This window comes from Thauera propionica (assembly GCF_002245655.1).
Classification (GTDB): Bacteria; Pseudomonadota; Gammaproteobacteria; order Burkholderiales; family Rhodocyclaceae; genus Thauera; species Thauera propionica.
The window spans coordinates 132,603-158,766 of sequence record NZ_NOIH01000026.1; the positions used below are offsets into that span (position 1 = coordinate 132,603).

General features: G+C 66.9%; 24 protein-coding genes and 1 tRNA gene. 15 read left to right on the forward strand and 10 right to left on the reverse strand.

The window, feature by feature from the left end; all coding sequences use genetic code 11:
* The first annotated feature begins 227 nt into the window (after positions 1-227).
* Complete coding sequence (locus CGK74_RS16150) at positions 228-2,165, forward strand: sensor histidine kinase (protein ID WP_240498758.1); 1,938 nt, start codon at positions 228-230, stop codon at positions 2,163-2,165.
* On the forward strand, positions 2,162-2,767 hold the full coding sequence (locus CGK74_RS16155) for a response regulator transcription factor (protein ID WP_094269440.1): 606 nt from the start codon (positions 2,162-2,164) through the stop codon (positions 2,765-2,767). Before CGK74_RS16150 ends, CGK74_RS16155 begins: the two co-directional genes overlap by 4 nt.
* Here CGK74_RS16155 and tilS read toward each other — a convergent pair.
* The 4 genes from tilS to CGK74_RS16175 form a co-directional block, all read right to left on the reverse strand.
* Complete coding sequence (tilS, locus tag CGK74_RS16160; protein ID WP_094269441.1) at positions 2,764-4,086, reverse strand: tRNA lysidine(34) synthetase TilS; 1,323 nt, start codon at positions 4,084-4,086, stop codon at positions 2,764-2,766. The two genes, CGK74_RS16155 and tilS, sit on opposite strands and share 4 nt — an antisense overlap.
* A gap of 1 nt (position 4,087) precedes the next feature.
* Positions 4,088-5,053: an acetyl-CoA carboxylase carboxyltransferase subunit alpha gene (locus CGK74_RS16165; RefSeq protein WP_094269442.1), complete on the reverse strand. Its 966-nt coding sequence runs from the start codon at positions 5,051-5,053 to the stop codon at positions 4,088-4,090.
* 166 nt (positions 5,054-5,219) lie between these two features.
* Positions 5,220-5,882, reverse strand: a complete 663-nt coding sequence (locus CGK74_RS16170) for a Bax inhibitor-1/YccA family protein (RefSeq protein WP_094269443.1) — start codon at positions 5,880-5,882, stop codon at positions 5,220-5,222.
* A 99-nt stretch (positions 5,883-5,981) separates the two neighbouring features.
* The gene (locus CGK74_RS16175) at positions 5,982-6,326 is read right to left on the reverse strand and encodes an HPF/RaiA family ribosome-associated protein (protein WP_094269444.1); all 345 of its coding nucleotides are present in this window, start codon (positions 6,324-6,326) and stop codon (positions 5,982-5,984) included.
* Positions 6,327-6,468: 142 nt separating this feature from the next.
* Between CGK74_RS16175 and nhaR the strand changes: the two genes are divergently transcribed.
* Positions 6,469-7,365 (forward strand): transcriptional activator NhaR, encoded by an 897-nt coding sequence (gene nhaR / locus CGK74_RS16180; RefSeq protein WP_094269445.1) that lies wholly within the window; start codon positions 6,469-6,471, stop codon positions 7,363-7,365.
* Positions 7,366-7,511: 146 nt separating this feature from the next.
* On the opposite strand, the gene CGK74_RS16185 is transcribed toward nhaR, so the two are convergent.
* Positions 7,512-7,596, reverse strand: a tRNA-Leu gene (locus CGK74_RS16185).
* Positions 7,597-7,672: 76 nt separating this feature from the next.
* On the opposite strand from CGK74_RS16185, the gene queA reads away from it, so the two are divergent.
* The 5 genes from queA to secF all read left to right on the forward strand — a co-directional run bounded on the left by queA (position 7,673) and on the right by secF (position 13,204).
* Positions 7,673-8,749 (forward strand): tRNA preQ1(34) S-adenosylmethionine ribosyltransferase-isomerase QueA, encoded by a 1,077-nt coding sequence (gene queA / locus CGK74_RS16190; protein WP_094269446.1) that lies wholly within the window; start codon positions 7,673-7,675, stop codon positions 8,747-8,749.
* The gene (gene tgt, locus CGK74_RS16195) at positions 8,739-9,851 is read left to right on the forward strand and encodes a tRNA guanosine(34) transglycosylase Tgt (protein ID WP_094269447.1); all 1,113 of its coding nucleotides are present in this window, start codon (positions 8,739-8,741) and stop codon (positions 9,849-9,851) included. The genes queA and tgt overlap by 11 nt, the downstream gene beginning before the upstream one ends.
* 92 nt (positions 9,852-9,943) lie before the next feature.
* Positions 9,944-10,267: a preprotein translocase subunit YajC gene (gene yajC, locus CGK74_RS16200; RefSeq protein ID WP_094269448.1), complete on the forward strand. Its 324-nt coding sequence runs from the start codon at positions 9,944-9,946 to the stop codon at positions 10,265-10,267.
* A gap of 114 nt (positions 10,268-10,381) precedes the next feature.
* Positions 10,382-12,244 (forward strand): protein translocase subunit SecD, encoded by a 1,863-nt coding sequence (secD, locus tag CGK74_RS16205; RefSeq protein WP_094269449.1) that lies wholly within the window; start codon positions 10,382-10,384, stop codon positions 12,242-12,244.
* A 27-nt stretch (positions 12,245-12,271) separates the two neighbouring features.
* Positions 12,272-13,204 (forward strand): protein translocase subunit SecF, encoded by a 933-nt coding sequence (gene secF / locus CGK74_RS16210; protein WP_094269450.1) that lies wholly within the window; start codon positions 12,272-12,274, stop codon positions 13,202-13,204.
* A gap of 83 nt (positions 13,205-13,287) precedes the next feature.
* Here secF and CGK74_RS16215 read toward each other — a convergent pair whose 3' ends face one another.
* Together CGK74_RS16215 and purB are read right to left on the reverse strand one after the other, a co-directional pair.
* Positions 13,288-13,605 carry a DUF2322 family protein gene (locus tag CGK74_RS16215; protein ID WP_094269451.1) on the reverse strand — a complete coding sequence of 106 codons (318 nt, stop codon included), beginning with the start codon at positions 13,603-13,605 and terminating at the stop codon, positions 13,288-13,290.
* A gap of 88 nt (positions 13,606-13,693) precedes the next feature.
* Entirely contained in the window at positions 13,694-15,070 is a 1,377-nt protein-coding gene (gene purB, locus CGK74_RS16220; RefSeq protein ID WP_094269452.1) for an adenylosuccinate lyase, read from the reverse strand.
* Positions 15,071-15,135: 65 nt separating this feature from the next.
* Between purB and apaG the strand changes: the two genes are divergently transcribed.
* Positions 15,136-15,531, forward strand: coding sequence for a Co2+/Mg2+ efflux protein ApaG (apaG, locus tag CGK74_RS16225; protein ID WP_094269453.1), 396 nt, complete (start codon positions 15,136-15,138; stop codon positions 15,529-15,531).
* Positions 15,532-15,631: 100 nt separating this feature from the next.
* On the opposite strand, the gene argJ is transcribed toward apaG, so the two are convergent.
* Complete coding sequence (gene argJ / locus CGK74_RS16230; protein ID WP_094269454.1) at positions 15,632-16,870, reverse strand: bifunctional glutamate N-acetyltransferase/amino-acid acetyltransferase ArgJ; 1,239 nt, start codon at positions 16,868-16,870, stop codon at positions 15,632-15,634.
* Positions 16,871-17,277: 407 nt separating this feature from the next.
* Between argJ and CGK74_RS16235 the strand changes: the two genes are divergently transcribed.
* From CGK74_RS16235 to CGK74_RS16255, 5 genes are all read left to right on the forward strand, one after another.
* Positions 17,278-19,179 carry a hypothetical protein gene (locus tag CGK74_RS16235; RefSeq protein WP_094269455.1) on the forward strand — a complete coding sequence of 634 codons (1,902 nt, stop codon included), beginning with the start codon at positions 17,278-17,280 and terminating at the stop codon, positions 19,177-19,179.
* A gap of 61 nt (positions 19,180-19,240) precedes the next feature.
* Complete coding sequence (locus CGK74_RS16240) at positions 19,241-21,139, forward strand: hypothetical protein (protein WP_094269456.1); 1,899 nt, start codon at positions 19,241-19,243, stop codon at positions 21,137-21,139.
* 68 nt (positions 21,140-21,207) lie between these two features.
* A complete protein-coding gene (locus CGK74_RS16245) occupies positions 21,208-21,570 on the forward strand; it encodes a hypothetical protein (protein WP_094269457.1) in 363 nt (120 codons plus the stop codon).
* A gap of 11 nt (positions 21,571-21,581) precedes the next feature.
* Positions 21,582-22,280 carry a C39 family peptidase gene (locus CGK74_RS16250; RefSeq protein ID WP_094269458.1) on the forward strand — a complete coding sequence of 233 codons (699 nt, stop codon included), beginning with the start codon at positions 21,582-21,584 and terminating at the stop codon, positions 22,278-22,280.
* 18 nt (positions 22,281-22,298) lie between these two features.
* A complete protein-coding gene (locus CGK74_RS16255; protein ID WP_094269459.1) occupies positions 22,299-23,201 on the forward strand; it encodes a hypothetical protein in 903 nt (300 codons plus the stop codon).
* 30 nt (positions 23,202-23,231) lie between these two features.
* Here the strand turns inward: CGK74_RS16255 and CGK74_RS16260 are convergent, their stop codons facing one another.
* Positions 23,232-24,515 (reverse strand): type IV pilus assembly protein FimV, encoded by a 1,284-nt coding sequence (locus CGK74_RS16260; RefSeq protein WP_240498759.1) that lies wholly within the window; start codon positions 24,513-24,515, stop codon positions 23,232-23,234.
* Between the two features lie 48 nt (positions 24,516-24,563).
* A complete protein-coding gene (locus CGK74_RS16265) occupies positions 24,564-25,919 on the reverse strand; it encodes a sigma-54 dependent transcriptional regulator (protein WP_094269460.1) in 1,356 nt (451 codons plus the stop codon).
* Between the two features lie 43 nt (positions 25,920-25,962).
* Here CGK74_RS16265 and CGK74_RS19065 point away from each other — a divergent pair.
* Positions 25,963-26,164, forward strand: a 202-nt coding sequence (locus tag CGK74_RS19065; protein ID WP_206186275.1) for a hypothetical protein, incomplete at its 3' end; no start/stop codon positions are given.

Below are 26,164 nucleotides of genomic sequence, written 5' to 3' on the forward strand. Positions count from 1 at the left end.
TTGAGCGCGCCACGCCGGACGCATCGTTTTCCGCCCGGCGCACGGAACGCCCTGACGATGACCGCCAACAGATAAAACCTGTTATGCAGGCCATCAGTATCCTTATTGCGCAGCGCCTGTCGCTATTGTGGAATGCCGCATCAGTGGAACCCGCAAGCTCCAAATCCTCTTCGGCCGCGTCCTCTGCGGCCCCCTCTCCAGGCGGTGACAAGGCGCCAAAGGCCGCCGTGCGCAACCGGCTGCTCGGGCAGCTGCCCTACCTCAGCCTGGTGCTGTTCCTGATCGCAATCGCAGCGCTGGTGTGGCTGACCCGCCAGTACGACAGCGACGAGCAGAAGGCGACCCTGATCAGCGACGTGCTGTGGATGGAACAGAACCTGCGATTCCACCTCGACCGCAATGAGGCCCAGCTGCAGCAGCTCGGCCCCGACCTATATGGCGGCAAGCTGAGTCCGCAGACCGAGGCGCAGGTTCATCATCTGCTGAACCAGGAACGTGGACTGGTGCGCATCGCGTGGCTGAGCCCACAGGGCAACACCGTGGGTTCGATGCCGCCATACACGGATGGCGGCGCCGACAATGAGTTGCGCACGCTGACCGCAGGCACGAGCTTCGAGCTGGCACGCAGCATCGGCCGCCCCGTCTATGGACCCGCTTACCCGGTGGCGGGCGACGCCTTCCACTTCGCCATCCACGTGCCGGTGTGGTCGGACGAAGCCCTGGTCGGCATCGTCGTCGGCGTGTATTCGCTGTCCGACCTGGTGATCCGCGAACTGCCATGGTGGTTCTCCGAGCGATACCGCGTTGCCGTGCTCGATTCCGACGGTCGGGAGATCGCGGCCAAGTCCAAGATTGCCCCGCTCGCGCCACAGCTCGCCTATCGCATGCCCTTCGACCCTCCGGGGCACGGTCTGACGCTCGATATCACGGCCTACAGGTCGGAGACGCGCTGGATTCCGGTGCTGCTGATCGCTTCGCTGGTGCTGCTTGGCGGGATGATCGTGTGGAGCGTGATGCAGTTGCGGCGCCAGCTCGCGCGGCGCCAACGCGCGGAAAACGCGCTACTCGAGGAATCGGCCTTCCGCCGCGCAATGGAAGACTCGCTGCTCACCGGCATGCGCGCGCGCGACCTCGAGGGCCGCCTGACCTATGTGAACTCCGCCTTCTGCAACATGACGGGCTACACGGCTGACGAACTGATCGGTCTCAAGCCCCCCATGCCCTACTGGGACCCCGAGCGCATCGAGCGCACTTTCGAGCTGCACCACGAGATCATGTCCGGCGGCACCCCCAGCGAGGGCACCGAGGTACGTCTCCGACGCAAGAACGGCGAGGTGCTCGACGTGCTGGTCTTCGAGGCGCCGCTGATCGATGCCCGCGGCCGCCACACCGGCTGGATGGGTTCGGTGCTCGACATCACCGAACAGAAGCGTGCGCGCGAGCTTGCCCTGCAGCAGGAAGAGCGCCTGCAGGCCACCTCGCGCCTGGTGACGATGGGCGAAATGGCCTCGACGCTGGCGCACGAGCTCAACCAGCCGCTGGCCGCGATCGCCAGCTACAGCAACGGCTGCATCAACCGCCTCGAATCGGGTGCGCTCGACCGCGCCGAGTTGCTCGACATCCAGCAGCGCATCGCCCGTCAGGCCCGGCGCGCCGGCGAGATCATCCGTCGCGTGCACGACTTCGTGCGCCGCTCCGAACCCCAGCGCGCCCCGCTCGACCTCAACACCGTGATCCGCGACGCCGTCGGCCTGATCGAAGCCGACGCGCGCAAGCGTCAGATGCGCATCGTCACCGAGCTCGCGTCCGGGCTGCCCGCCGTGCTCGCCGATGCGGTGATGATCGAGCAGATCATCGTCAACCTGGTGCGCAACGGCATGGACGCCATGCGCGACACCCCACGCACGCGCCGCGAAGTGCGCATCCGCACCAACCAGGAAGGCCGCCACGTCTGCGTGCGCGTATCTGACCGCGGCGCCGGCATCCCGCCCGAGACCGCCGCCCGCCTGTTCGAGCCCTTCTTCACCACAAAGCCCGAAGGCATGGGCATGGGCCTGAACATCTGCCGCTCGATCGCCGAGCTGCATCATGGTCGCCTCACTTTCGAACCCGCCCCCGAGGGCGGTACCATCTTCACCCTCTCGCTACCCGTGGAATCCGCATGAATCCGGTCTGCGCGCACATCATCGACGACGACGAAGCCATCCGCGATGCCCTGCAATGGCTGTTCAAGACGCGCGGCGTCGCGTGCCGCACCTGGGAGGGCGGCGAACCCTTCCTGGAGGCCTGGCAGCCAGAATGGCGTGGCTGCATCGTACTGGACATCCGCATGCACGGCATGAGCGGCCTCGAGTGCTTCGATAACTTGCTCGCACGCGGTTGCGAACTGCCGGTGATCTTCATCACCGGACACGGTGATGTGCCGATGGCCGTGGCCGCACTGAAGAAGGGCGCATTCCACTTCATCGAAAAGCCCTTCAACGACCACGATCTGGTCGACCTGGTCGAAAAAGCGATCGCCCTCGACGCCGAGCGCCAGCGCGCCGCCGCGAGCCGCGAGACCATCGAGGCGCGCCTGTCCACGCTGACCCAGCGCGAGCGCGAGGTGATGGATCTGATCCTCGAAGGCAAGTACAACAAGGTGATCGCCGATGAACTGTCGATCTCGATGCGCACTGTCGAAGCCCACCGTTCGCGCATCTTCGACAAGATGGCGGTGCGCTCGGCGGTCGAGCTTGCCCAGATGCTGACGACGATGCGCGGCTAGACTACGATGCGCGCGGGCCGCCATTCGGGCATGAGCCCATCGTGCCCCGGGGCGCAGGCGAACTCCGCCGCGACCCCAATGCCGCCGACCCAAGCCGGAGCCTCATCCACCCAGAGCACCGGCAGACGATCACGCAGCCACGCCGGGATGCCAGCCTCCTGGCACAGGTTCTTGAATTCGCGGCGTGGCCGGCCGGCCTCCAGCCGCAGCCGCATCCCCGGCCGCCGCCCGGCGAGCCGCAACGAATGTGCCTCGTCGAGCAGCGAACGCGCTATGCCCTGCCCGCGCACTGAGGTGAAACCGACCTGCCCTGCCCCCCACGGAAGCGTCGCTCCCCCACACCAGTCCCGAGGCTCGTAATAGTCGCCCCCGACGGACTCGAGCCACAGCAGGTCGCGATAGGCGCACAAGGCCATGTCACCCAGAACGACACGCAGCGGGTGCGCCAGTGCAACCACACGCAACTGACGCAGGGCTTCGTCCAGCCTGGCCTGGGCCGGCGCCCGCCAGCCGTGCCGGCGCGCCTGCCAGCGCAGCAGATTGGCGATACGCGCATCCGACAGCGCCAGTACGGCGCGGCGCTGCAAGGACTCGCCGCCGCAGGCGGCCTGGTCGAGTGCGGCAAGCTCGTCCAGCAGCTCGCTTGCCTCACGGAAGTGGCGGGCCGCGCGCGCCAGTGTCGGCACCGCGGCGGGAAAGCGCTCGCCAACCAGCGGCAGCACGCGATGACGGAGGTAATTGCGGCTGAAACGCACGTCGGCGTTGCTCTCGTCCTCGACCCACTCCAGCCCGCGCGCACGCGCCCAGGCCTCGATTCCGGCGCGACGGCAGTCGAGCAGCGGGCGCAGGCGCCCCGGCCTGCCACCCAAAGGCGGCTCAAAAGAGGCCATCGCCGCGGCGCCACGCACGCCGCTGCCACGCAACAGCCGGAACAGCAGCGTCTCGGCCTGGTCGTCCTGATGATGACCGAACGCGAGCCAGTCGCAGGGAATGGCATCCAGCGCCGCCAGCCGCTCGCGACGGGCTGCGGCCTCGAGGCCCGCGCGATCGTCGCGCGGCACCTCGACACGGATCAGCGAGAAGGAGACCCGCAGCTGCGCGCAGCGCGACGCGCACGCCTGCGCCCACGCGTCGGCATGGGGGCTCAGGCCGTGATGCACATGCGCCGCCTGCAGCGCGTAGCCGTGCTGCGGCGCCAGCTCGTGCAGCACCTCGAGCAGTAAGAGCGAATCGACGCCGCCCGACAGCGCACAGCACAGGCGGGCGCCAGGACCGACTCCCGCCGCCGTCAGCGCGCGGGAAACGGCCTCGGGCAGCATGTCAGGCCGCCAGTTCCTTGAAGCGGCCGTAGCCCATCAGCTTCTCGTAGCGCTGGGCCACGAGTTCTGACGGCGACAGGTGATCGACCTGGCGCAGCGCCTCGGCTAGCGCACGCTTGAGTGTCGCCGCCATCGCGCGATGATCGCGATGTGCACCGCCGACCGGCTCATTGACGACCTTGTCCACCAGCCCGAGGGACTTCAGCCGCGCGGCCGTAATGCCCATGGTCTCGGCCGCCTCGGAGGCCTTGTCCGCGCTCTTCCACAGGATGGAGGCGCAGCCCTCGGGCGAGATCACCGAATAGGTCGAGTACTGCAGCATCATCAACTGGTCGGCGACCGCGATCGCCAGCGCGCCGCCGGAGCCGCCCTCGCCGATGATCGTGCTGATGATGGGCACCTTCAGCTCGGCCATCAGGTAGATGCTGTGGCCGATCGCCTCGGACTGGCCGCGCTCCTCCGCACCGATGCCGGGATAGGCGCCCGGCGTATCGACGAAGGTGAACACCGGCAGGCCGAACTTCTCCGCCAGCTTCATCAGCCGCATGGCCTTGCGATAGCCTTCCGGCCGCGGCATGCCGAAGTTGCGCGCGATCTTTTCCTTGGTGTCACGGCCCTTCTGATGGCCGATGACGACGCAGCTCTCGCCATTGAAGCGCGCCAGCCCACCGACGATTGCCTTGTCGTCGGCAAACGCACGATCGCCGTGCAGTTCCTCGAAGTCGGTGAAGACATGCTGCGCGTAGTCGAGCGTGTAAGGACGCTGCGGATGACGGGCGACCTGCGCGATCTGCCACGGCGTCAGCTTGGCGTAGATGTCCTTGGTCAGGGACTGGCTCTTGGTTTCGAGGCGGGCAATCTCCTCGGAGATGTCCACGGCCGGGTCGTCGGAGACGAAACGGAGCTGGTCGATCTTGGCTTCGAGCTCGGCAACTGCCTGTTCGAAATCCAGAAAAGTGGTTTTCATCCAACCGTTCCCACTGAAAAATGTGCGCCATTGTAGCGCCACAGGGCGCAAGTCGTGCCCATCGCATTCGGGCAAACGCAGTCCGGAATCATCCGGTTGCACTAAACGCAAGCGGGGTGACCGCCTTCCGGCAGCCACCCCGCCCAAGTCCCGCCGGTGATCGGCGTCAGTCGTTGTTCATGAAGCCCAGCAGGTGCAGCAGGCTGGTAAAGAGGTTGAAGATCGACACGAACAGCGACACCGTCGCCATCACGTAGTTGGTCTCGCCACCGTGAATGATGTTGCTCGTCTCGAACAGGATCAGGCCCGACATCAGCAGCACGAAGGCAGCCGAAACGGTCAGCGACAGCGCCGGGATCTCAAAGAAGATCGCGCCCAGGCCAGCCAGGAAGGCGACCAGGATGCCGACCATCAGGAACCCGCCCATGAAGGAGAAATCCTTCTTGGTGGTGATCGCGTAAGCCGACAGGCCGAGGAAGATCGCCGCGGTGCCGGCCATCGCCTGCATCACGATGCTGCTGCCGTTGGGCAGCGACAGGTAGGCGGAAATGATCGGGCCGAGCGTGAAGCCCATGAAGCCGGTCAGCGCGAACACGAACAGGATGCCCAGGCTGCTGTTGCGGAACTTGCTGGTCGCGAACAGCAGGCCGAAGTAGCCGACAAGCGTCACGATGATGCCCAGGCGCGGCGCACCCATCGCCATCGACAGACCGGCCGTCAGCGCCGAGAACGCCAGCGTCAGCGACAGCAGCATGTAGGTGTTGCGGATGACCTTGTTGGTCGACAGCACCGAGGCTTCGGTGCGCGTCATCGTCAGGCGGTTTTCCATGCTTTGTTTCCTCCGGGGGAGAAGTGGATTTGTTTTGGGTGCCGGGGCCACGACGACGGCCTTCGGCACCAGGCCAGGAAAAAGGTTGGAACGACGGCTTCAGGCAGGCAGGGCCTCCATCGGCGCGTGATGTCGGACAGGGCGCTGGCTGCGGCGCACGCGCTGGGCAAGGACGCGGGCCACGCGATCAGCCGCCTGATCCACCGCCGCACGCACGTCGAGCTGAGTGATCGCGAACACCACGTCGGGCAGGTTGCGCAGGCGCAGTTGTACCACGCAACGCTTGTCGCTGCCGCCACGCGGGCCATTGACGTCCGCGACCTTCACGCGCGCCCACTGGATGTGGTCGCGAAAACGTCCGATTGCGAAACTCATCCGGCGGCTCACGTAGTCACGCAGGACGGGAGCGGCTTCAACGCCATCACAATGCAGATCGATTCGCATGCTGAGTCTCCTTGTGTAGTTGCGCATTGCCTTCAGGCTCGACGCCTGACGGATACTAAACCTCAGACGCTTCGATAAAATCTCAGTTCAACAGAATGTATATCCGTTTTTTTCGAAGCATCCACAATCGGGAACGCAGGACATGATCAACTACAAGCAGCTGCATCATTTCTGGACCGTCGCCCGAGCAGGTGGGATCGTGCGCGCGGCAGAACGTTCCGGACTCGCCCCACAAACCCTGTCTGGGCAGATCGCGACACTGGAGGCCGAGCTCGGCGTCAGCCTGTTCCGGCGACAGGGCCGCGGGCTGGCGCTGACCGACACGGGGCGGGTCGCGCTGGATTACGCAGAGGAGATCTTCCGGCTCGGCGACGAACTGGAGGAGGCACTGCGCAGCCGAGCGAGCGGCCGCACCGTGCCCTTCCGCGTCGGCATCGCCGATGTCGTGCCCAAGGCCATTGCCTGGCTGCTGCTGGCGCCGTCGATGAACCTGCCCGAACCGATGCGCATCGTCTGCCGGGAAGGCAAGTTCGACGCCCTGCTCGGCGAACTCGCGATCCACAAGCTCGACGTCGTGCTGGCCGACAGCCCCATGCCGTCGAACATGGATGTGCGCGGCTACAACCATACGCTCGGCGAATCGACGATCGGCTTCTTCGCCACGCCCACGCTCGCCGCAACACTCCAAGGAGGCTTTCCCGCCTGCCTCGACGGTGCCCCGCTGCTGCTGCCGGGCGGCGAGGCTGCAGTGCGCGGCCCGCTGCTGCAATGGCTCGAAGCCGCGCGCCTGAAACCTCGCATAGTGGGGGAATTCGATGACAGTGCCCTGATGCGCGCCTTCGCCGAGGCCGGCGCCGGCATCTTCCCGAGTGCATCGCTGGTGGGCGAACAGCTGTGCCAGCAGGATGCGATGGTGCATCTGGGCGACGCCGACGGCGTGACCGAAACCTACTACGCGATCTCGGTCGAGCGCAGGCTGACCCACCCCGCGGTGCGAGCCATCAGCGCGGCGGCGAACAAGGGGCAGAAGATCGGATAGAGATAGGGAATCACGCGCTGGATTTGCCAGCGCACCAGCGCTTGATCCAGAATCTCGCCCCTGACGCGGCAGGAAAGGAAGGACGGAAGGCAAAGCGCCTTCAGCCGCCATCGCATACAGGGCATTTGCGCAGAAGTGCGCAGAGATGGTGCCGGGAAAGGGACTCGAACCCTTACACCTTGCGGCGGCGGATTTTGAATCCGCTGCGTCTACCGATTCCGCCATCCCGGCAGGGAAGGCGCTCATTATCCCTGAATACCGGCCATCGCAGCAAGCGGGCCAGCACCAACCGGGACCGCACTCCCCCATGTCATTGACGCTGAACGATTTCGACTATTTCCTTCCGCCTGAGCTGATCGCCCAGGCTCCGCTGCCCGAGCGCAGCGCCAGCCGGCTGCTGGTCGTGCAGCCCGACGAGCACGGTGTGGATGCCCTGCTCGACCGCCGCTTCACCGACCTGCCCGATCTCGTCGGTCCCGACGACCTGCTGGTCTTCAACGACACCCGGGTGATCCACGCCCGCCTGCATGGAGTGAAAGACAGCGGCGGCCAGATCGAGGTGCTGATTGAGCGCGCCGTCGGGCCGCACGAGGCGCTGGCGCAGGTGCGAGCGAGCAAGTCGCCCCGCACCGGCACCACCCTGCGTCTGGCCGACGCCTTCGACGTCGAGGTCCTTGGCCGCGTCGGCGAGTTCTATCACCTGCGTTTTCCGGCAGGCGAGGACCTGTTCGCGCTGCTCGAGCGCCACGGCAAGCTGCCGCTGCCGCCCTACATCCAGCGCGCCGCCGGCGACGACGACGAGAGCCGCTACCAGACGGTGTTCGCCCGCGAGCCGGGCTCGGTCGCCGCACCCACCGCCGGCCTGCACTTCGACGAAGGCGTGCTCGCCCGCATCGCCGCGCGCGGCGCGAAATGCGCCTGGCTGACACTGCACGTCGGCGCCGGCACCTTCCAGCCGGTCCGCGTCGACGACCTCGGCGAGCACCGCATGCACCGCGAACGCTACGTGATCCCGCAGGAGACGGTCGACGCCATCGACGCCACCCGTGCGGCCGGCGGCCGGGTGATCGCGGTGGGCACCACCAGCATGCGCGCGCTTGAGGCCGCGGCTCAGGACGGCCCGCTCGAAGCCGGCAGCGGCGAGACCGAGATCTTCATCCTGCCGGGCTTCCGCTTCCAGGTGGTGGATGCGCTGATCACAAATTTCCATCTGCCCAAGTCCACGCTGATGATGCTGGTCTCGGCCTTTGCCGGCATGGACGGCATCCGCCGTGCCTACGCCCACGCCGTCGCGCAGCGCTACCGCTTCTTCAGCTACGGCGACGCGATGTTCCTCACCCGCACGGACAACTCCGAGAACGACAAGCCCAGCGATGCAATTTGAACTCCTCACCACCGACGGCGGCGCCCGCCGCGGCCGCCTGACGCTTGCCCATGGCATCGTCGAAACCCCGGTCTTCATGCCGGTCGGCACCTACGGCACAGTCAAGGCGATGACGCCGGCCATGCTCGCCGACATCGGCGCGCAGATCTGCCTGGGCAATACCTTCCACCTGTGGCTGCGCCCGGGACTCGACATCATCGCCGCGCATGAAGGCCTGCACCGCTTCATGGCCTGGGACAAGCCCATCCTCACCGACTCGGGCGGCTTCCAGGTCTTCAGCCTCGGCGCGCTGCGCAAGATCACCGAGGAAGGCGTCAAGTTCGCCAGCCCGATCGACGGCGCCAAGCTCTTCCTGACGCCCGAGATCTCGATGCAGATCCAGACCGTGCTGAACTCGGACATCGTGATGATCTTCGACGAATGTACGCCCTACCCCGCCACCCGCGACGAAGCGGCGAAGTCGATGCGCCTGTCGCAACGCTGGGCGAAGCGCTCGCGCGACGAGTTCGACCGCCTGGAGAACAGGAACGCACTGTTCGGCATCGTCCAGGGTGGCATGTACGAGGATCTGCGTGACGAATCGCAGGGCGTGCTCGAGGAGATCGGCTTCCACGGCTTCGCCATCGGTGGCCTGTCGGTGGGCGAACCCAAGGAAGACATGGCGCGCATCCTCGCCCACACCGCGCCGCGCCTGCCGCAAGGCAAGCCGCGCTACCTGATGGGCGTGGGCACGCCCGAGGACATCGTCGACGGCGTCGCCGCCGGCATCGACATGTTCGACTGCGTGATGCCCACCCGCAATGCGCGCAACGGCTGGCTGTTCACCCGCTACGGCGACATCAAGATCAAGAACGCGGTGCACAAGGCCGACACCCGGCCGCTGGATCCCTCCTGCGACTGCTATACCTGCCGAAACTTCAGCCGCGCCTACCTGCATCACCTGCATCGCACCGGCGAGATCCTCGGCAGCATGCTCAATACGGTGCACAACCTGCGCTACTACCAGACGCTGACGTCGGAGCTGCGCGACGCCATCGCCGTCGGCCAGTTCGACGCCTACGTGCAGCGTTTCCGCAGCGAGCGCGCCACCGGCACGCAATGAACCCGACGCCCTCGCCGGCGTCTCACCCGGCCGGGGAGCTCCCCGGCTACTGATATAATCGAGCGCTTTTTCGCTAACCCGGAGTAATAGACGTGCTGATTTCCAATGCCTACGCCCAAGCCGCGGGCGGCGACCCCAGCGGCGGCCTGATGGGCTTGCTGCCCCTGATCCTGATGTTCGTGGTGCTGTGGTTCCTGATGATCCGCCCGCAGATGAAGCGCGCGAAGGAACACAAGGCCATGGTCGAAGCACTGGCCAAGGGCGATGAAGTGGTGACCGGCGGCGGCATCGCCGGCCGCGTGACCGACGTCGGCGACAGCTTCGTGCAGGTCGAAGTCGCGCCCAACACCGTGGTCGCCGTGCAGAAGCAGGCCGTGGCCACCGTGCTGCCCAAGGGCACGCTGAAGGCCCTGTAAACCCAACTGCCGCGGTGTCGGGGTAGCCCCCGCCACCGTGCCACGCCGGGCACGGTCCTGACTGTCGATGTGGGCAGCGGTCGTGACCCGGCGCAATACTGTTTGCCGCCGACGATGAATCGCTACCCTCTCTGGAAGAACCTCCTGATCGGCCTCGTGCTGATCTGGGGCCTGATCTACACCCTGCCCAATTTCTACGGCGAGGTCCCCGCAGTCCAGGTGTCCAGCGCCAAGGCCACGCTCAAGCTCGACCCGGCAACGGTGTCCGACCGCGTCGCTGGCGTGCTGAAGGAAGCCGGCATCGAGCACGGCGGCATCTTCGCCGACGCCAGCAGCGTGCGCGCCCGCTTTGCGAGCACCGACATCCAGTTGCGCGCCAAGGACGCCATCGAGCGCGCCTTCAACCCTGACGCCAGCGACCCTTCCTACGTCGTCGCACTGAACCTGCTGTCGGCCTCCCCAGCCTGGCTGACCTCAATTCACGCGCTGCCGATGTACCTTGGCCTCGACCTGCGCGGCGGCGTCCACTTCCTGCTTGAAGTCGACATGCCGGGCGCGCTGACCAAGCGCCTCGACGCCACCACCGGCGACCTGCGCACCCTGATGCGTGACAAGAACGTCCGCCACGCCGGCATCACCCGCGAAGGCAACACCGTCGTCGTCCGCTTCCGCGATGCCGAGCAACGCGAGGCCGGCCGCCGTGCCATCCAGGACAGCACCGCCGACCTGCAACTGGCCGACCGCGACGACGGCGCCGATGACCTCAGGCTGATCGCCACGCTGACCGCGCAGGCCCAGCAGACGATGCGCGAGTTCGCGCTCAAGCAGAACATCACCACGCTGCACAACCGCATCAACGAGCTCGGCGTGGCCGAACCGGTCATCCAGCAGCAGGGCGCCGACCGCATCGTCGTGCAGTTGCCCGGCGTGCAGGACGTCGCCAAGGCCAAGGACATCCTCGGCCGCACTGCGACACTGGAAGTGCGCATGGTGGATGACACGCCGGGCCTGCTCGAACAGGCGTTGGCAGGCAGCATTCCCTTCGGCACCGAACTGTACACCGAGCGCGGCGGATCGCCGCTGCTGTTGAAGAAGCAGGTGGTGCTGACCGGCGACCGCCTCACCGACGCCCAGCCCGGCTTCGACGGCCAGACCAACGAGCCCGCCGTACACCTGACGCTGGACGCCGCCGGCGCCCGCATCTTCCGCGACGTCACGCGCGAAAGCGTGGGCAAGCGCATGGCCATCCTGCTGATCGAGAAGGGCAAGGGCGAAGTCGTCACCGCGCCGGTGATCCGCAGCGAGATCGGCGGCGGGCGCGTGCAGATCTCCGGCCGCATGACGACCACCGAGGCCAACGACGTCGCGCTGCTGCTGCGCGCCGGCTCGCTCGCAGCACCGATGGAGATCATCGAGGAACGCACGGTCGGCCCCAGCCTGGGTGCCGAGAACATCGAGAAGGGCTTCAACTCCACGCTGTGGGGCTTCCTCGCCATCGCGGTGTTCATGTGCGCCTACTACATGCTGTTCGGCGTGGTATCGACGATCGCGCTGGCAGCCAACCTGCTGCTGCTGGTAGCGCTGCTGTCGCTGCTGCAGGCCACGCTGACGCTGCCGGGCATCGCCGCCATGGCGCTGACGCTGGGCATGGCGATCGACGCCAACGTGTTGATCAACGAGCGCATCCGCGAGGAACTGCGCAATGGGGCCACGCCGCAAGCGGCAATCGCAGCCGGCTACGACCGCGCATGGGACACGATTCTCGACTCCAACATCACGACCTTGATCGCTGGCGTCGCCCTGCTGGTGTTCGGCTCGGGCCCGGTGCGCGGCTTCGCGGTGGTGCACTGCCTGGGCATCCTGACCTCAATGTTCAGCGCCATCCTGGTGTCGCGCATGCTGATCAACTTCATCTACGGCCGCCGCCGGAAGGTCGACGCGCTGTCGATCGGCCAGGTGTGGAAGCCCACCAAGTAAGCGCTTGAGGCGAAAGGACAAGTCATCATGGAATTCTTCCGCATCAAGAAAGACATCCCGTTCATGCGCCGTGCGCTGGTGTTCAACGTCATCTCGTTGATCACCTTCGTGCTGGCAGTGTTCTTCCTCGCAACCCGCGGCCTGCATCTGTCGGTGGAGTTCACCGGTGGCACGCTGATGGAAGTGAGCTACGCCGAAGCCCCGCAGCTCGAACCCATCCGCCAGGGTCTGTCGGCCAGCGGCTACCCGGACGCGCAGGTGCAGAACTTCGGCAGCTCGCGCGATGTGCTGATCCGCCTGCCGAACCGCGAGGATCTGGACACGGCGCGCATCTCCGAACGCGTGATGGAAACGCTGAAGGCCCAGGCCGGACCGGCACCGGAGCTGCGCCGCGTCGAGTTCGTGGGCCCGCAGGTGGGCAAGGAACTGGCCACCGACGGCGCAATGGCGCTGCTGCTGGTGATCATCGGCATCATGATCTATCTGGCAATGCGCTTCGAATGGCGTTTCGCGGTATCGGCGATCATCGCCAACCTGCACGACGTGATCATCATCCTGGGCTTCTTCGCCTTCTTCCAGTGGGAATTCTCGCTGCCGGTACTGGCGGCGGTGCTGGCAGTGCTGGGGTATTCGGTGAACGAGTCGGTGGTGGTGTTCGACCGCGTGCGCGAGACTTTCAAGAAGCGCCGGGACATGACGACGCCGCAGGTACTCGACCACGCGATCACGAGCACGATCTCGCGTACCGTGATCACCCACGGCAGTACGCAGATCATGGTGCTGTCGATGCTGCTGTTCGGCGGCGAGACGCTCTACTACTTCTCGCTGGCGCTGACCATCGGCATCTGCTTCGGCATCTACTCGTCGGTGCTGGTGGCAAGCCCGTTGGTGATGTGGCTGGGCGTGTCGCGCGAGCAGTTCGTGAAGCCGAAGAAGGAGAAGGAGGAAGCGGTGGTCTGAGGCCGCTGTCTTCCGGACGTGAGAAAGGCGCCGCAGGCGCCTTTTTCTTTGCACTCCAGCCCTGCGGCACCCGGCTGCTGCGGTCAGACGGCAAACACCTGCTTGACCTTGAGCGTCTCGCCGCGCTCGATCAGGCCGATCAGGCGGTCGATGTTGGGGTGCTTGCCGGGGTTGGTGCGGGCGTCCTCGGTGTGCTCGGCGTACAGCTCGAGACCCTTCTTCGACGCTTCGGGGCTGATCGCACCGTAGAGTTGGGCGAGGTGGTTGTAGACCGCAAGCGAGCCGGCCTGGCCGGGCTTGTTCTCGATGGTGGCGACCACCGCATCGGCGGCGTCGATCAGGTTCAGCGCGGCGAGGTGCGACACACCGGGCAGGGTCTTGAGGTTGTCGGCGAAGGCCATCGGGTTCTCCTGGATTGAAAACGCCACCCGCAGGTGGCGCAAGATGGATGCAGCATGCGGGCCCGGACGGGCCGCATGCGCGTCGCGATCAGATGCGGCGCGCCAGCTCGGCGGCCTTGCCGACATAGCTCGCCGGCGTCATCGCCAGCAGGTGCTCGCGCGCCTCGGCGGGGATAGCCAGGGTGCGGATGAAGTCCTGCAGCGCCTCGCGCGTGATGCCCTTGCCGCGCGTCATGGCCTTGAGCTGCTCGTAGGGGTTCTCGATGGCGTAACGGCGCATCACGGTCTGCACCGGCTCGGCCAGCACTTCCCAGCATTCGTCGAGATCGGCCGCCAGACGCGCGGGGTCAGCTTCGAGCTTGTTCAGGCCACGCAGGCAGCTGTCCAGCGCCAGCACGGTGTGGCCGAAGCCCACGCCCATGTTGCGCAGCACGGTCGAGTCGGTCAGGTCGCGCTGCATGCGCGAGATCGGCAGCTTCTCGGAGAAGTGCTTGAGCACCGCGTTGGCGATGCCGAAGTTGCCTTCGGCGTTCTCGAAGTCGATCGGGTTGACCTTGTGCGGCATCGTCGACGAGCCGACCTCGCCTTCCTTGAGCTTCTGCTTGAAGTAGCCCAGCGAGATGTACATCCAGATGTCGCGGCAGGCGTCGATCAGCATGGTGTTGCAGCGGGCGATGGCGTCGAAGAGTTCGGCCATCGCGTCGTGCGGCTCGATCTGGATGGTGTATTCGTTGAAGCTCAGGCCCAGGGATTCTATGAAGCGGCGGTTGAAGCCTTCCCAGTCGAAGTCGGGCCAGGCCGACAGGTGGGCGTTGTAGTTGCCGACCGCACCGTTGAACTTGGCGCACATGGCGACACCCGCAATCGCCGCGCGGGCGCGCATCAGGCGTGCCGCGATGTTGGCCATCTCCTTGCCGAGCGTGGTCGGGCTGGCGGGCTGGCCGTGGGTGCGCGACAGCATCGGCAGGTCGGCCAGCGCGTGGGCGAGCTCGCGGAAGCGGGCGATGACAGCATCGAGCGCAGGCAGCAGCACGCGATCGCGGCCTTCGGACAGCATCAGCGCGTGCGAGGTGTTGTTGATGTCCTCGGAGGTGCAGGCGAAGTGGATGAACTCCGACACCTTCATCACTTCGGCGTTGTGGCCCAGGCGCTTCTTGAGCCAGTACTCCATGGCCTTGACGTCGTGATTGGTGGTGGCCTCGATCGCCTTCACCGCTTCACCGTCATCGGTCGAGAATGCGCCGACGACACCGTCCAGCTCGGCCACGGTCGCCGCCGAGAAGGGGGCGATTTCCGCCAGCTTCGGTTCGGCCGCCAGCGCCTTCAGCCACTCGACCTCGACCTTCACGCGGTTGCGGATCAGGCCGTGTTCGGAGAAATGATCGCGCAGCCCCGCCACCTTGCCGTGATAACGGCCATCGAGCGGAGACAGGGCAGTGAGCGGGGACGGGGCGACTTGGGACATGGCGGAGATTCCGGGCAAAAGTGCTATTTTAACGCTTACCCCCTGCGAAACAGAGAACAAACGACGTGAGCCAGCCCGACAGCCCCGACGAGCGTTACCGCATCGAAGTGACCGCGGTCGCCGAGCACATTGCCCCGCAGTCCCGCCCGGAAGACGACCACTACGTCTTCGCCTACCACATCACCATCCGCAATACCGGCAGCGAGCCGGCACAGCTGCTGACCCGTCACTGGATCATCACCGACGGCAACGGCAAGGTGCAGGAAGTGCATGGCCAAGGCGTGATCGGGGAGCAGCCGACCCTGGCGCCCGGCGAGAGCTTTCGCTACACCAGCGGCTGCGTGATGGAGACACCGGTCGGCACCATGCACGGCAGCTATCAGATGGTGGCAGGAGACGGCCACCATTTCGACGCGGCCATCGCGCCCTTCATGCTGGCGGTGCCGCGCGTCCTGCACTGACACACCGCCACACAAGACGAAGCCGGCGTCCCTCGTTCGAGCGTACGCTGGCCTCGCGTCGGGAGAGGCAGACCCGATGGTCGGCCTCGGAGGCGAATGATCAGGAACGATAGTCCGCGTTGATCTTCACGTAGTCGTAGGAGAAGTCGCAGGTCCACACCGTGGCCGCCGCGTTGCCACGAGCGAGGTCGATGCGGACGGTGAGTTCCGCGTGCTTCATGATGCGCGAACCCGCCTCTTCCAGATACGACGCAGCGCGCCCGCCGTGTTCGGCCACCAGCACCGCCTCCTCCGGATTGCCCAGCCACACGCGCAGCTTCGACACATCCAGGTCGTCGATGCCGGCATAGCCGATCGCTGCCAGGATGCGGCCCAGGTTGGGGTCGGAGGCGAAGAAGGCGGTCTTCACCAGCGGCGAATGCGCCACCGCGTAGCCGACCTTGCGGCATTCGTCGCGATCCTTGCCCCGTTCGACCGCGATCGTCATGAACTTCGTCGCGCCCTCGCCGTCACGCACGATGGCCTGCGCCAGCGCGATCGACACCTCGACCACCGCATCGCGCAGGGCCTGGTAGTCGGCACCCGCGGCCGCGGTGATCTCCGCATTGCCAGCCTTGCCGGTGGCGATCAGGATGAAGGAGTCGTTGGTCGAGGTATCGCCATCGACCGTGATGCTGTTGAAGGACAGGTCGGCCGCCTCCTTGACCAGCGCCTCGAGCACCGGTTGCGCCACGGCGGCGTCGCAGGCGAGGAAGCCGAGCATCGTCGCCATGTTCGGCTTGATCATGCCCGCGCCCTTGCTGATGCCGGTCAGCGTCACGGTCCTGCCGCCTACCTGCACCTGCTTCGACACTGCCTTGGCCAGCGTGTCGGTGGTCATGATGCCGTGCGCCGCGTCGAACCAGCCGTCGGCGCGCAGGTTTGCGATCGCCTTCGGCAGTCCGGCGACGAGGCGGTCGACCGGCAGCGGCTCGAGGATCACGCCGGTCGAGAACGGCAGCACCTGCTCGGTACCGATGCCCATCGCCTTCGCCAGGGCCGCGCAGGTTTCGCGCGCAGCGGCCAGACCCGGCTCGCCGGTACCGGCATTGGCGACGCCGGTGTTGATCACCAGCGCGCGGATCGCAGCGCCCGACAGATGCGCCTTGCACACCTGCACCGGTGCGGCGCAGAAGCGGTTGCGCGTGAAGACGCCGGCAGTACGGCTGCCCTCGGCCAGTTCGATGACCGTCAGGTCGCGACGGTTTGCCTTGCGGATGCCGGCCTCGGCAACGCCAAGGCGAACGCCGGCAACCGGCAGCAGATCGGCGGGATTCGGGGTGTTCAAATTGACGGCCATGCGGGTCTCCGGATTGCGGATGCCGGCGGCGGAACGGCCGGCATCGTCGAATCGGCAAATGATAGCGGATTCAGGCTGCGCACACGGTGTCGCGCCACGCTCGCCGCGCCAGTCCGCAGCCCCGCTGTAACGGCACCGATACAGGCCATCCGGACGTCGGTCTCGCCCGCAAATCCAGCCATCACGCGGCTCAGCGCGCCATCCGGCGCCGTATCCGGACCTCCATCCTGATACAGCGCTGTACAGCCTCGCTACGGAAACGCACGCCCTCCCCCCGCATGGGCGCTCGCCTCACCCCACCGTGCGAGGCGGGGAGCCGCTTTCCGGCTGGTGGTACGCGCCATGCTACGGGCGCTCGGCAGGGCCTGCGCTTCGCAGCGCCTTGTCATCGATCAGTGGAGGACGCCATGAAACGAAGTCTGCTTGCAAGTGCGCTTGCGCTTGCCTTTGGTTTTTCGACACAAGCCGGAGCCAACCCCACCAACACCCTGACCGGCGATGCCAGCTCCGTAGACCAGACCGCGACCGCGCAGTCGGACCAGAGCGGCTCCGGGGCGATGGCGAACGAGTACTCGACAGCCGTGTGGAAGACGGACAGCAGTACCACCACGAGTGAAAACAACGACAACAGCGCAGGCGACAACCGCAACAATGCGGGCAAGGCATGGGCAAGCGGCTTCGGCACGGCGGCCAACAATGGCGCGACTGCAACGTCGAGCATCGACAACGCGTTCAACACCAGCAAGGCGATCGCGCTCTCCAGGCTGAACGGCATGGTCACGAAGATCAACGTGCATGGCCTCGGCAACAGCGCATTCAACGCCGGCAACGCCAACGGCGGTGACGGAGGCAAGGCCTCCGGCGGCAACGGCGGCAATGCCTATGGCGGCAACGCCGCAGGTGGAAACGGCGCCAGCGGTGGCAAGGCCTTTGGTGGCGATGGCGGCAATGGCGCATCCGGCGGCATGGCGATCGGTGGCGATGCCGAAAGCGGCAACGCAAGGGCCTCGGCCGATGGCGGCCGCGGCAGCGGCGGCGACGCGAGCAGCGGCGGCGTGCTGGCCGGTAGCGGCGGCAATGCCTATGGCGGCAACGGCGACTCCGGCAACGCCCGGGGCGGCAGCGGCGGTGACGGCGGCAACGCGAGCAAGGCCCTCGCCGGTGGTGGTGGCGATGCAGACGCGTCCGTGCGTGCGAGTGCCGATTCGGGCAAGGCAGCGGGCGGCAGCGCAAGCGGCTACGTTGGCGGCACCAAGGCGATCGGCGGTGATGGCACGGCCGTCGACTTCGCGGCGGGCGGCAACGCGAAAGGCAGTGGCGGCGACGCCGGCGCCTTCGGCAAGTCCTCGGTCGGCGGCGCAATGGCCGGCAGCCATGCTGGTGGCAGTGGGGCCGACGGTGGCTATGCCGACGGCGGCAGTGCCGGCGCGAAGGCAGCGACGGCCACAGCGACGGCGACTGGCGTGCCAGCCACGACCGAATCCGGCGAGGCGGTGAGCCTGAGCTCGAACGGCGGCGTCAGCGCGAACGCAAGCAACGCCGCGACCGCCACCGGTGGAGCCGGCGGCACCGGCGGCGCGGCGACCTCGGTGGGCGGCACGACCGGCGCAGCCTCCGCCACCGGCGGCAGCAGCAACCAGACCGCCACTGCGACGGCGGGTGCGGGCACCGGAACCGGTGGCGCGGCCACGTCGAGCGCAGCCGGCACGGGCGGCGAAGCCAATGGCACAGGCGGCAGCAACACCTCGACCGCCGGCACGGGCACTTCGGGTGAAGCCACTGCCAACGCCGGCAACAGCGCGAGCAATGGCGGCAACGGCGGCACCGCGACCAACACCGCGGGCCTCGGCGGCGCGGGCGGCGCTGCAACCAGCGGTAATGCGAGCGGCGGGAACGCCAATGGCGGTGCCGGCGGCGTGGCGACCAGCGGTGCGGCGACCGGCGGCAGTGGCAGCGGCGGCGACGGCACCAGTACCGCCAGCAGCGGCGATGCGACCGGCGGCGTGGCCACCGGCGGCGCTGGCGGTGACGGCGGCGCGGGCCAGGGCGGCACCGGGGGCGCGGGTGGCAACGGTGGCACACTCACCGCGGGCAATGCCACGGGCGGCAGCGGCCAGGGCGGCACCGGCGGCGCAGGCGGCCAGGGCGGCACGGTCAGCGTCGACGCCGGCATGTTCAACATGGGCAACAGCATCTCCGGGTCCTTCACCAATGGCGCCGGCATCATCATCAACGCCCAGAACAGCGGCATTGGTGCCCTGGTCCAGCAAAGCGCCAACGTGCAGGCGAACCTGAACCTCAACCGTTAAGCCGGGCCGGAGGCGTGGCCAGAACGGCCGCGCCTCCTCCACGCACCGATCGGAGATCACCATGAAGATGAAATACCTCGCGAGTTCCATCGCCCTCGCCTTCGGCTTCGCATCGCAGGCGACAGCGAACCCGACGAACACCATCACAACCACAGGCACGACCACCGAGACCGAGGTGTCTGCCTCGGCCATCGCCGGGCCGGTCACGCAGAACGCGACCGCGACCTCGGCGCAGAGCGGCACTGGCGCAATGGCCAACGAATACTCGAGCGCCTACGCAAAGACGGACAACAGCACGTCGAGCACCGAGCACAACGACAACAGCCAGGGCAACAACCGCAGCAACAACGGCCTTGCGTGGGCCCTCGACCACGGCACGGCCGCCAACAACGGCGCGTCGGCGAGTTCGAGCATCGCCAACGCATTCAACACCAGCACGGCGGTGGCACTGTCGAAGCTGGAGGGTTCCGTGTCGAGGATTGGCGTTCATGGCCTGGGCAACACCGCCGTGAACTTCGGCAATGCCAACGGCGGAAACGGTGCCAAGGCCTATGGCGGCGACGGCGGCAAGGCCGGCGGCGGTGACGCCTATGGTGGAAACGGCGCCAATGGCGGCATGGCCTGGGGCGGCAATGGCGGCGACGGCGCACGCGGCGGCAAGGCGGTAGGCGGCGATGCCGAAAGTGGCCACGCCGGCGCCCACGCTGATGGTGGGAAGGCCAGCGGCGGCGACGCCAACACCGGCTTCGTGGCTGCTGGCAGCGGTGGCGAAGCCGTCGGCGGTGGTGCCGACACCGGCCGTGCGAGCGGCGGCAATGGCGGCGAAGGCGGCAATGCACGCAATGCCATGGCCAAGGGCGGCGGCGACGCCGATGCCAAGGTGGGCGCGTCCGCCGATTCCGGCAACGCCTACGGCGGCAAGGCCATGGGCGGCACCGGCAGCACCACGTCGGTCGGCGGTGACGGTTCTGCAGCCGGCGGCGCCGTTGCCGGCAGCGCTTGGGGCGCAGGTGGATCCGGGAACGCCGGCAACATGAGCAAGGTCGGCTCGGCATCTGCCGGCAGTTCGGCGGGCGGCAGCGGCGCCGATGGCGGCGGCGCGGGCGGAGGCGGAGCCTGGGGTGGCGCATTCGGCGCAGAAGCCTCGGCTACCAGTGAAACGGCTGGCAGTCAGGCTAATGCCTCGAACATGGCTTCGGCGACCGGCGGTGCTGGCGGAACGGCAGGCACCGCGAATTCCACCGGCGGCACGACCGGTGACGCCACCGCCAACGGCGGCGGCAACACCCAGACCGCAAGCGGAACGGGTGCTGACGGCAATGGCACTGGCGGCAACGCCAATGGCAGCGCCACGGCGAACGGCGCGGCCAGTACGGCCAATGGCGGCACAAACACCGCATCGGGCGGCAGCGGCACATCCGGGCTGGCGAGTGCGACCACGGGCGACGCCACGAGTACCGGCGGCGCTGGCGGCTCTGCAAGCAACGCGGGCGGCACGGGCGGTGAAGGCGGCCTCGCGATGAGCGGCGAAGCCTCGGGCGGCTCGGCCACCGGCGGCAACGGCGGCACCGCCACGAGCGCCACGGCGAACGGCGGCGGCGCAACCGGCGGCGCTGGCACCAGCACGGCCTCGAGTGGCGCAGCCGGCGGCGGCGATGCGACCGGCGGTACCGGTGGCGCAGGCGGTGCCGGCAACGGCGGTACCGGTGGCGCCGGCGGCAGTGGCGGCACGCTCGCCGGCGGCAACGCAACCGGTGGCAGTGGCAATGGCGGCACCGGTGGCAGTGGCGGCGGCGGCGGTGCAGTGAGCGTGACTGCGGGTACTTTCGACATGTCGAACAGCATCAGCAGCGCCTTCACCAACGGTGCGGGCATCCTGATCAGCGCCCAGAACAGCGGGATCGGCGCACTCGTGCAGCAGAGCGCCAACGTGCAGGCCAACCTCAGTCTCAACCGCTGAGGTTGCATGGGAGCCGGACGGCCTGGCCGTCCGGCTTTATCAGCGCACGATTGGCAAGGAGAACCATCATGAGATCCGCTTTGCCACTGATCGCACTGGGCGTCGCACTCGCCTTCACCTGTGCCTCGCCGGGCACGGCCCACGCGGACAGCATGTCGCGCCCGAACGCTGCCGCCGAGCACCTGTTTGCCCAGCAGGCGCTAGGTAGCGACATCCTCGAAACACAGCGTGGTGGCGCCGACACGCACTTGAGCGAGATCCGTGCGGTCGGGTCGGTCAGCGAGGTCCAGGCCTATGACCTGGTGACCGGACACAACGTCGTATCCGACGGCGCGCTCGCCAACACTTCCGGCATGCCGATGCTGATCCAGAATTCGGGCAACGGCGTCCTGATCCAGAACGCCGTCATCCTCAACGTCGAGGTCCGTTAGCGGAGGGGACGATGAGCCCGCTCGGCACGCACTGTCGCCTTGCCTGCGCCCTGGCGACCCTCTTCTGGCTGACCAGCGGCCCCGCCTTGGCGGATGTGCCACGCATGGTCACGCCCCTCGGTGGCAACGTGGCGATGCCGGTGGTGAGCATGAAGGACGCTCGCTTCCTGGCTACGCTGCGCCAGCAGTACGACTTCAGCTGCGGATCCGCTGCGCTCGCAACGCTATTGACTCACCACTACGGCCTCGTGGTTGATGAAGCGAGCGTGTTCCAGGCGATGTTCGAGCGCGGCAACCAGGACAAGATCCGCGCCGAAGGCTTCTCGATGCTGGACATGAAGCATTACCTCGACAGCCACGGTTTCGACGCGCGCGGCATCGAGGGCACGCTGGACCAGCTAGCGCAGGCCGCGGTCCCGGCCATCGTCCTGATCCAGGAGAACGGTTACGCGCACTTCGTGGTGATAAAAGGTGTGCGCGATCGCGATGTGCTGCTCGGCGATCCGGCGATGGGGACACGTGTCATGCCGCGAGCAGACTTCGAGCGCTACTGGATCAACAATATCCTGCTGCTGGTCGCGAACCGCGTTGAGCTGGCACGGTTCAACCGCGTCGAGGACTGGCGTATCAGGCCACAGGCGCCGCTTCATGCCGAACGCGGCAGCAGCGCGATTCATGCGCTGACGCGGCACAGCCTGGTGGACTTCTGAGTCGACCGGAGGCTGACCATGCATGCCGCTCCGCACCCGCGCATTGCCGCCATCGCCTTGATGGTCGGCCTCTCACTGACGGGCGCCGGGCTCGCCGAGGTCCGCGCGGCGCGGCTGATCGAACACCCCTGGTCAGGCGAACTCGAAGTCTTCCGCAGCCCGGCCGCTCCACAGCCTGCCCACGCGGTTGAGCGGACCGAGCCGGCTGCCGAGGTCATCGACGCACACGTCCAGCCGGTGACCGAGATCCTCGCGCGCAATATGTCGGCACAAGCGGCGCCGGTGCGACAAGCCGACCGGAACGCAGACAACATGTCGCGCCCCGCCGAAGAGATGCCCGTCCCGGAGGTGACTGCCGTCATCGTCAAGGTCGAGGATATCCGCCGGAAGCTGGCAGCGCTGTCGACGACGCTGGCCGGGGAATCGGCTGCGCTGGCGCAGACGAAGGCGCGCCTCCGCGCCGCCGGCACCGGGGCTCCGTCCGTCGGAGAGGCTGCGCACCCCGGGGCAGATCTGCTCGCGTCCGCAGCACTCCCGGCGGAGAAGCTCGATACGCTGCGGGGTGGCTTCATCGCCCCCGGCGGCCTGCGCATGAGCTTTGGCATCGAACGTGCCGTGTTGATCAATGGCGTGCTGCAGAGCACGACCCATCTGCGCGTCGAGGACCTTGGCAATGTCACGGCCAAGGCCCTGGCGGCGGGCTCCACGGTCGCAGTGATCCAGAACGGGATGAACAACAGCCTCAACGTGTCCCTGCCCGCGACCTCGCTCGCCACGATCGTGCAGAACTCCTTGGACAACCAGCGCATCCAGACCGTGACCACGATCAATGCCACGATCAACAGCGCCGAGATGATGCGAGGCATGCGCATGCACCAGTCCATGCAGGAGGCACTCAATCGCGCTTCGCTGATGCGCTGACGCGAAGCGCCCCGGCGGGCGCTCCAACGCCTAGAGCGAGAACGGCATGCGCAAGGTCAGTTGCACGTCCGGCGTATCGCGCGTGACACCGACGCCGAGAGACAGGTTCAGCGTCTGCGAGTTGTCGATCTTGTACGAATACCCGAGGAGCAAGGTTCCAAGCTGCACGCGCACGCCTGGGACCCGTTCTCCGCTGTCCAGCCGGGCCTTGGTCGGGCCGACCGAAAGATGGTCGTAGCCGATGCTGAACGAGGAGCGTTCGTTCAGCGCGAGGCCCATGCCGAAGTTGAAGCCGAAGACGCCACCTGGCTGGATTTCGTCATAGACCGCCGCCGCCTCGGCCGGCACCACATTCGGCTTCACCCCGCTGCGCTTGAAGCTGTACTGGTAGCTGATACCGCCGAAGAACACCGCCGGATCGGAAGGGATCAGCACAGTCAGCCCCGGCGTGAGCGAGTAGAAACCGGAGCCAGTCGGCAACTCCTCCTGCACCGCCGCGATGCGGGCGCCATCAGCCAGAAAGCTTGAGCGCACCTCGAAGGGATCCTTGCCGGTGCGGCTCTTGAAGCGCAGCGAGGCGATGTAATAGGGAGAATCTCCGCCGCCGTCGTTGAGCTGATAGCGTCCGATCAACTCGACATCGCCGATACCGCGACCATCGACGTCGGTGAAGATGTCGTCGCCCGCACTGCCTGTGAAGATCTCCCGCCCGCGGGTGTTGTCGAAGCGATAGACGTAGGGCACGCGGGCCTCGAGCTCGAAGCGGTTCGTCAGCCCGCGTCGCAGCGCCAGCGTCCCGGTGAGCGAGTTCGACTTTACGTTGCGCACGTCGATGAGGCCGATGAGGATGGCCGGGATCACCGTGTAGCCGACGAGGGCGATGCGATCGCTCGAGGAATACGAGTACTGCAGCGACGGTTCGAAGATCCACTTCCCGGGCGGGGTCAGCACCCCGGGCTGCTCGAAGATCGGCGCGACCTCGGGCGGCCGGTCGGGCGCCTCGGGCGCCTGGCCGACCGGTTGTGCGGGCTGAGCCTGCGCCACCTGCACCGCCCGTTCGGGACCTGGGGTCGGCGCAACGCCGCGCCCACGCCGCTCGAGGTCGACCTCGCGCTTGAGATCGAACAGCGCCGCCTCCTGACGCGCCAGTTCGCGCTTGAGCGCCTCGATCTGCCTTATCTGCGCCTCGAAGCGTGCGGAGATGTCGTCCGCCTTGCCGGGTTCATCTGCGGCGAATCCGCCACCACTCAGGCTTGCGATCAGCATGCCCAGCAAGGGGCGCAGCAGCGTTGCATCGGCGCAGGACTTACTCATCTCGCAGACTCCCACAGAGGATGACACGCGCCCCGCGCCACGAACGGGCTACAGGACGATCTTCAGGCGGTCGATCATTCGGTACAGGGTGACGCGCGACACGCCAAGGCGGCGGGCCGTTTCGGAGACGTTGTTGCCGTGCTTCTTGAGGCTGGTCTCGATGACCTCGCGCTCGACGTTCGTGCGGATTTCCTCCAGCGTGGGCGTGACCGGATCCACGGCCGCCGGCAGGCCCAGGTCGGCGACGCTCAGCAGGCGGCTCTCGCTCATGATCATCGCGCGCTGCACGCGGTTGATGAGTTCGCGCACGTTTCCCGGCCAGTCGTAGTCCATCATTGCGCGCAGCGCGGCGCTGCTGAATCCCTTCACCTGCGGACTGGCATGCACTCGCTGCTCGTCGAATATGGTCTGGGCCAGCAGCGGGATGTCCTCGCGCCGCTCACGCAGCGCAGGCAGCGTCAGGTTCAGCACATTGAGCCGGTAGTAGAGATCCTGGCGGAAGCGGCCGTCAGCGACGGCGCGCTGCAGATCGACGTGGGTGGCGGCAATAACGCGCACATTGACCTTCACGCGCTCGGTGGAGCCGACCCGGGTGATCGTCTTCTCCTGCAGGAAACGTAGCAGGTTGGCCTGCATCTCCAATGGCAGGTCGCCAATCTCATCAAGGAACAGCACGCCATCGTTGGCGGCCTCGATGTTGCCGATCTTGCGCTGCGCAGCGCCGGTGAACGCGCCACGCTCATGGCCAAAGAGCTCGGACTGGATCAGATTGGGCGCGATCGCGCCGCAATTCATCGCCACGAAGGGCCCGGCCGCCCTCAGGGAATGCTGGTGGATCGCCCGCGCCACCAGCTCCTTGCCGGTGCCGGACTCGCCGCCGATCAGTACCGGCGCATCGACGCCGAGCACCTTCTCGATCTGCCGGTAGATGAGTCGCATGCACTCGCTGCGGCCGGTCATGCCGAAATCGCCCGCCGCTGAGAACGCCGTTTTGGCCCGCGGAAGCAAGGCGGCCTTGCCATGGACATGACCCAGCGTCATTGCCATGCGTTCGCGATCGAGTGGCAGGGAATGAAAATCGTTGAAGTTGCGCAGCAACTCGGGACTGACACGCTCGCTGCGCAGCAGCCCCTCCTCGAGCAAGGCGACCCACTCCACATCGCTGCGCGCCAACAGCATCTCGAGTTCGGCCTGAGGCCAAGCCTGACACCCATCAAAGGCGACCAGGCCAATCGCGCCCGGATCCTGGCGCAGCGCCCGGCGCGCGGCGTCGATCGTCGACACCATCTGAAACTCCCAGCGCTCGAGACCGAGCGTCTCGAGCGCTGAGTAAATACGGCCTCCACAGTCGAGAAGGACTCCCCGCCGCGGCGCCGCCAGTCGTGCCAGATAGCCTGCGCTCATCGCAAGTCAGCGCGGCTGCAGGCGCAATTCCGGAATGTTGTTCATGACCTTCGCCTCCCAGAATCGGGCTTCTCGACGTCCCGTCGATCGCCGTAACGCCGTGATCGGGCATGGAATTCCGGATACGGAAATGCCGTCGGCGCAGGACAACCGATTTCATACTAGACAGCGATACGGAATACGTCGACCCCGGATGCGGGTAAAAAAAGGTTCTTCGCGCGATCTGGGGGAAGTAGTGGTTGACG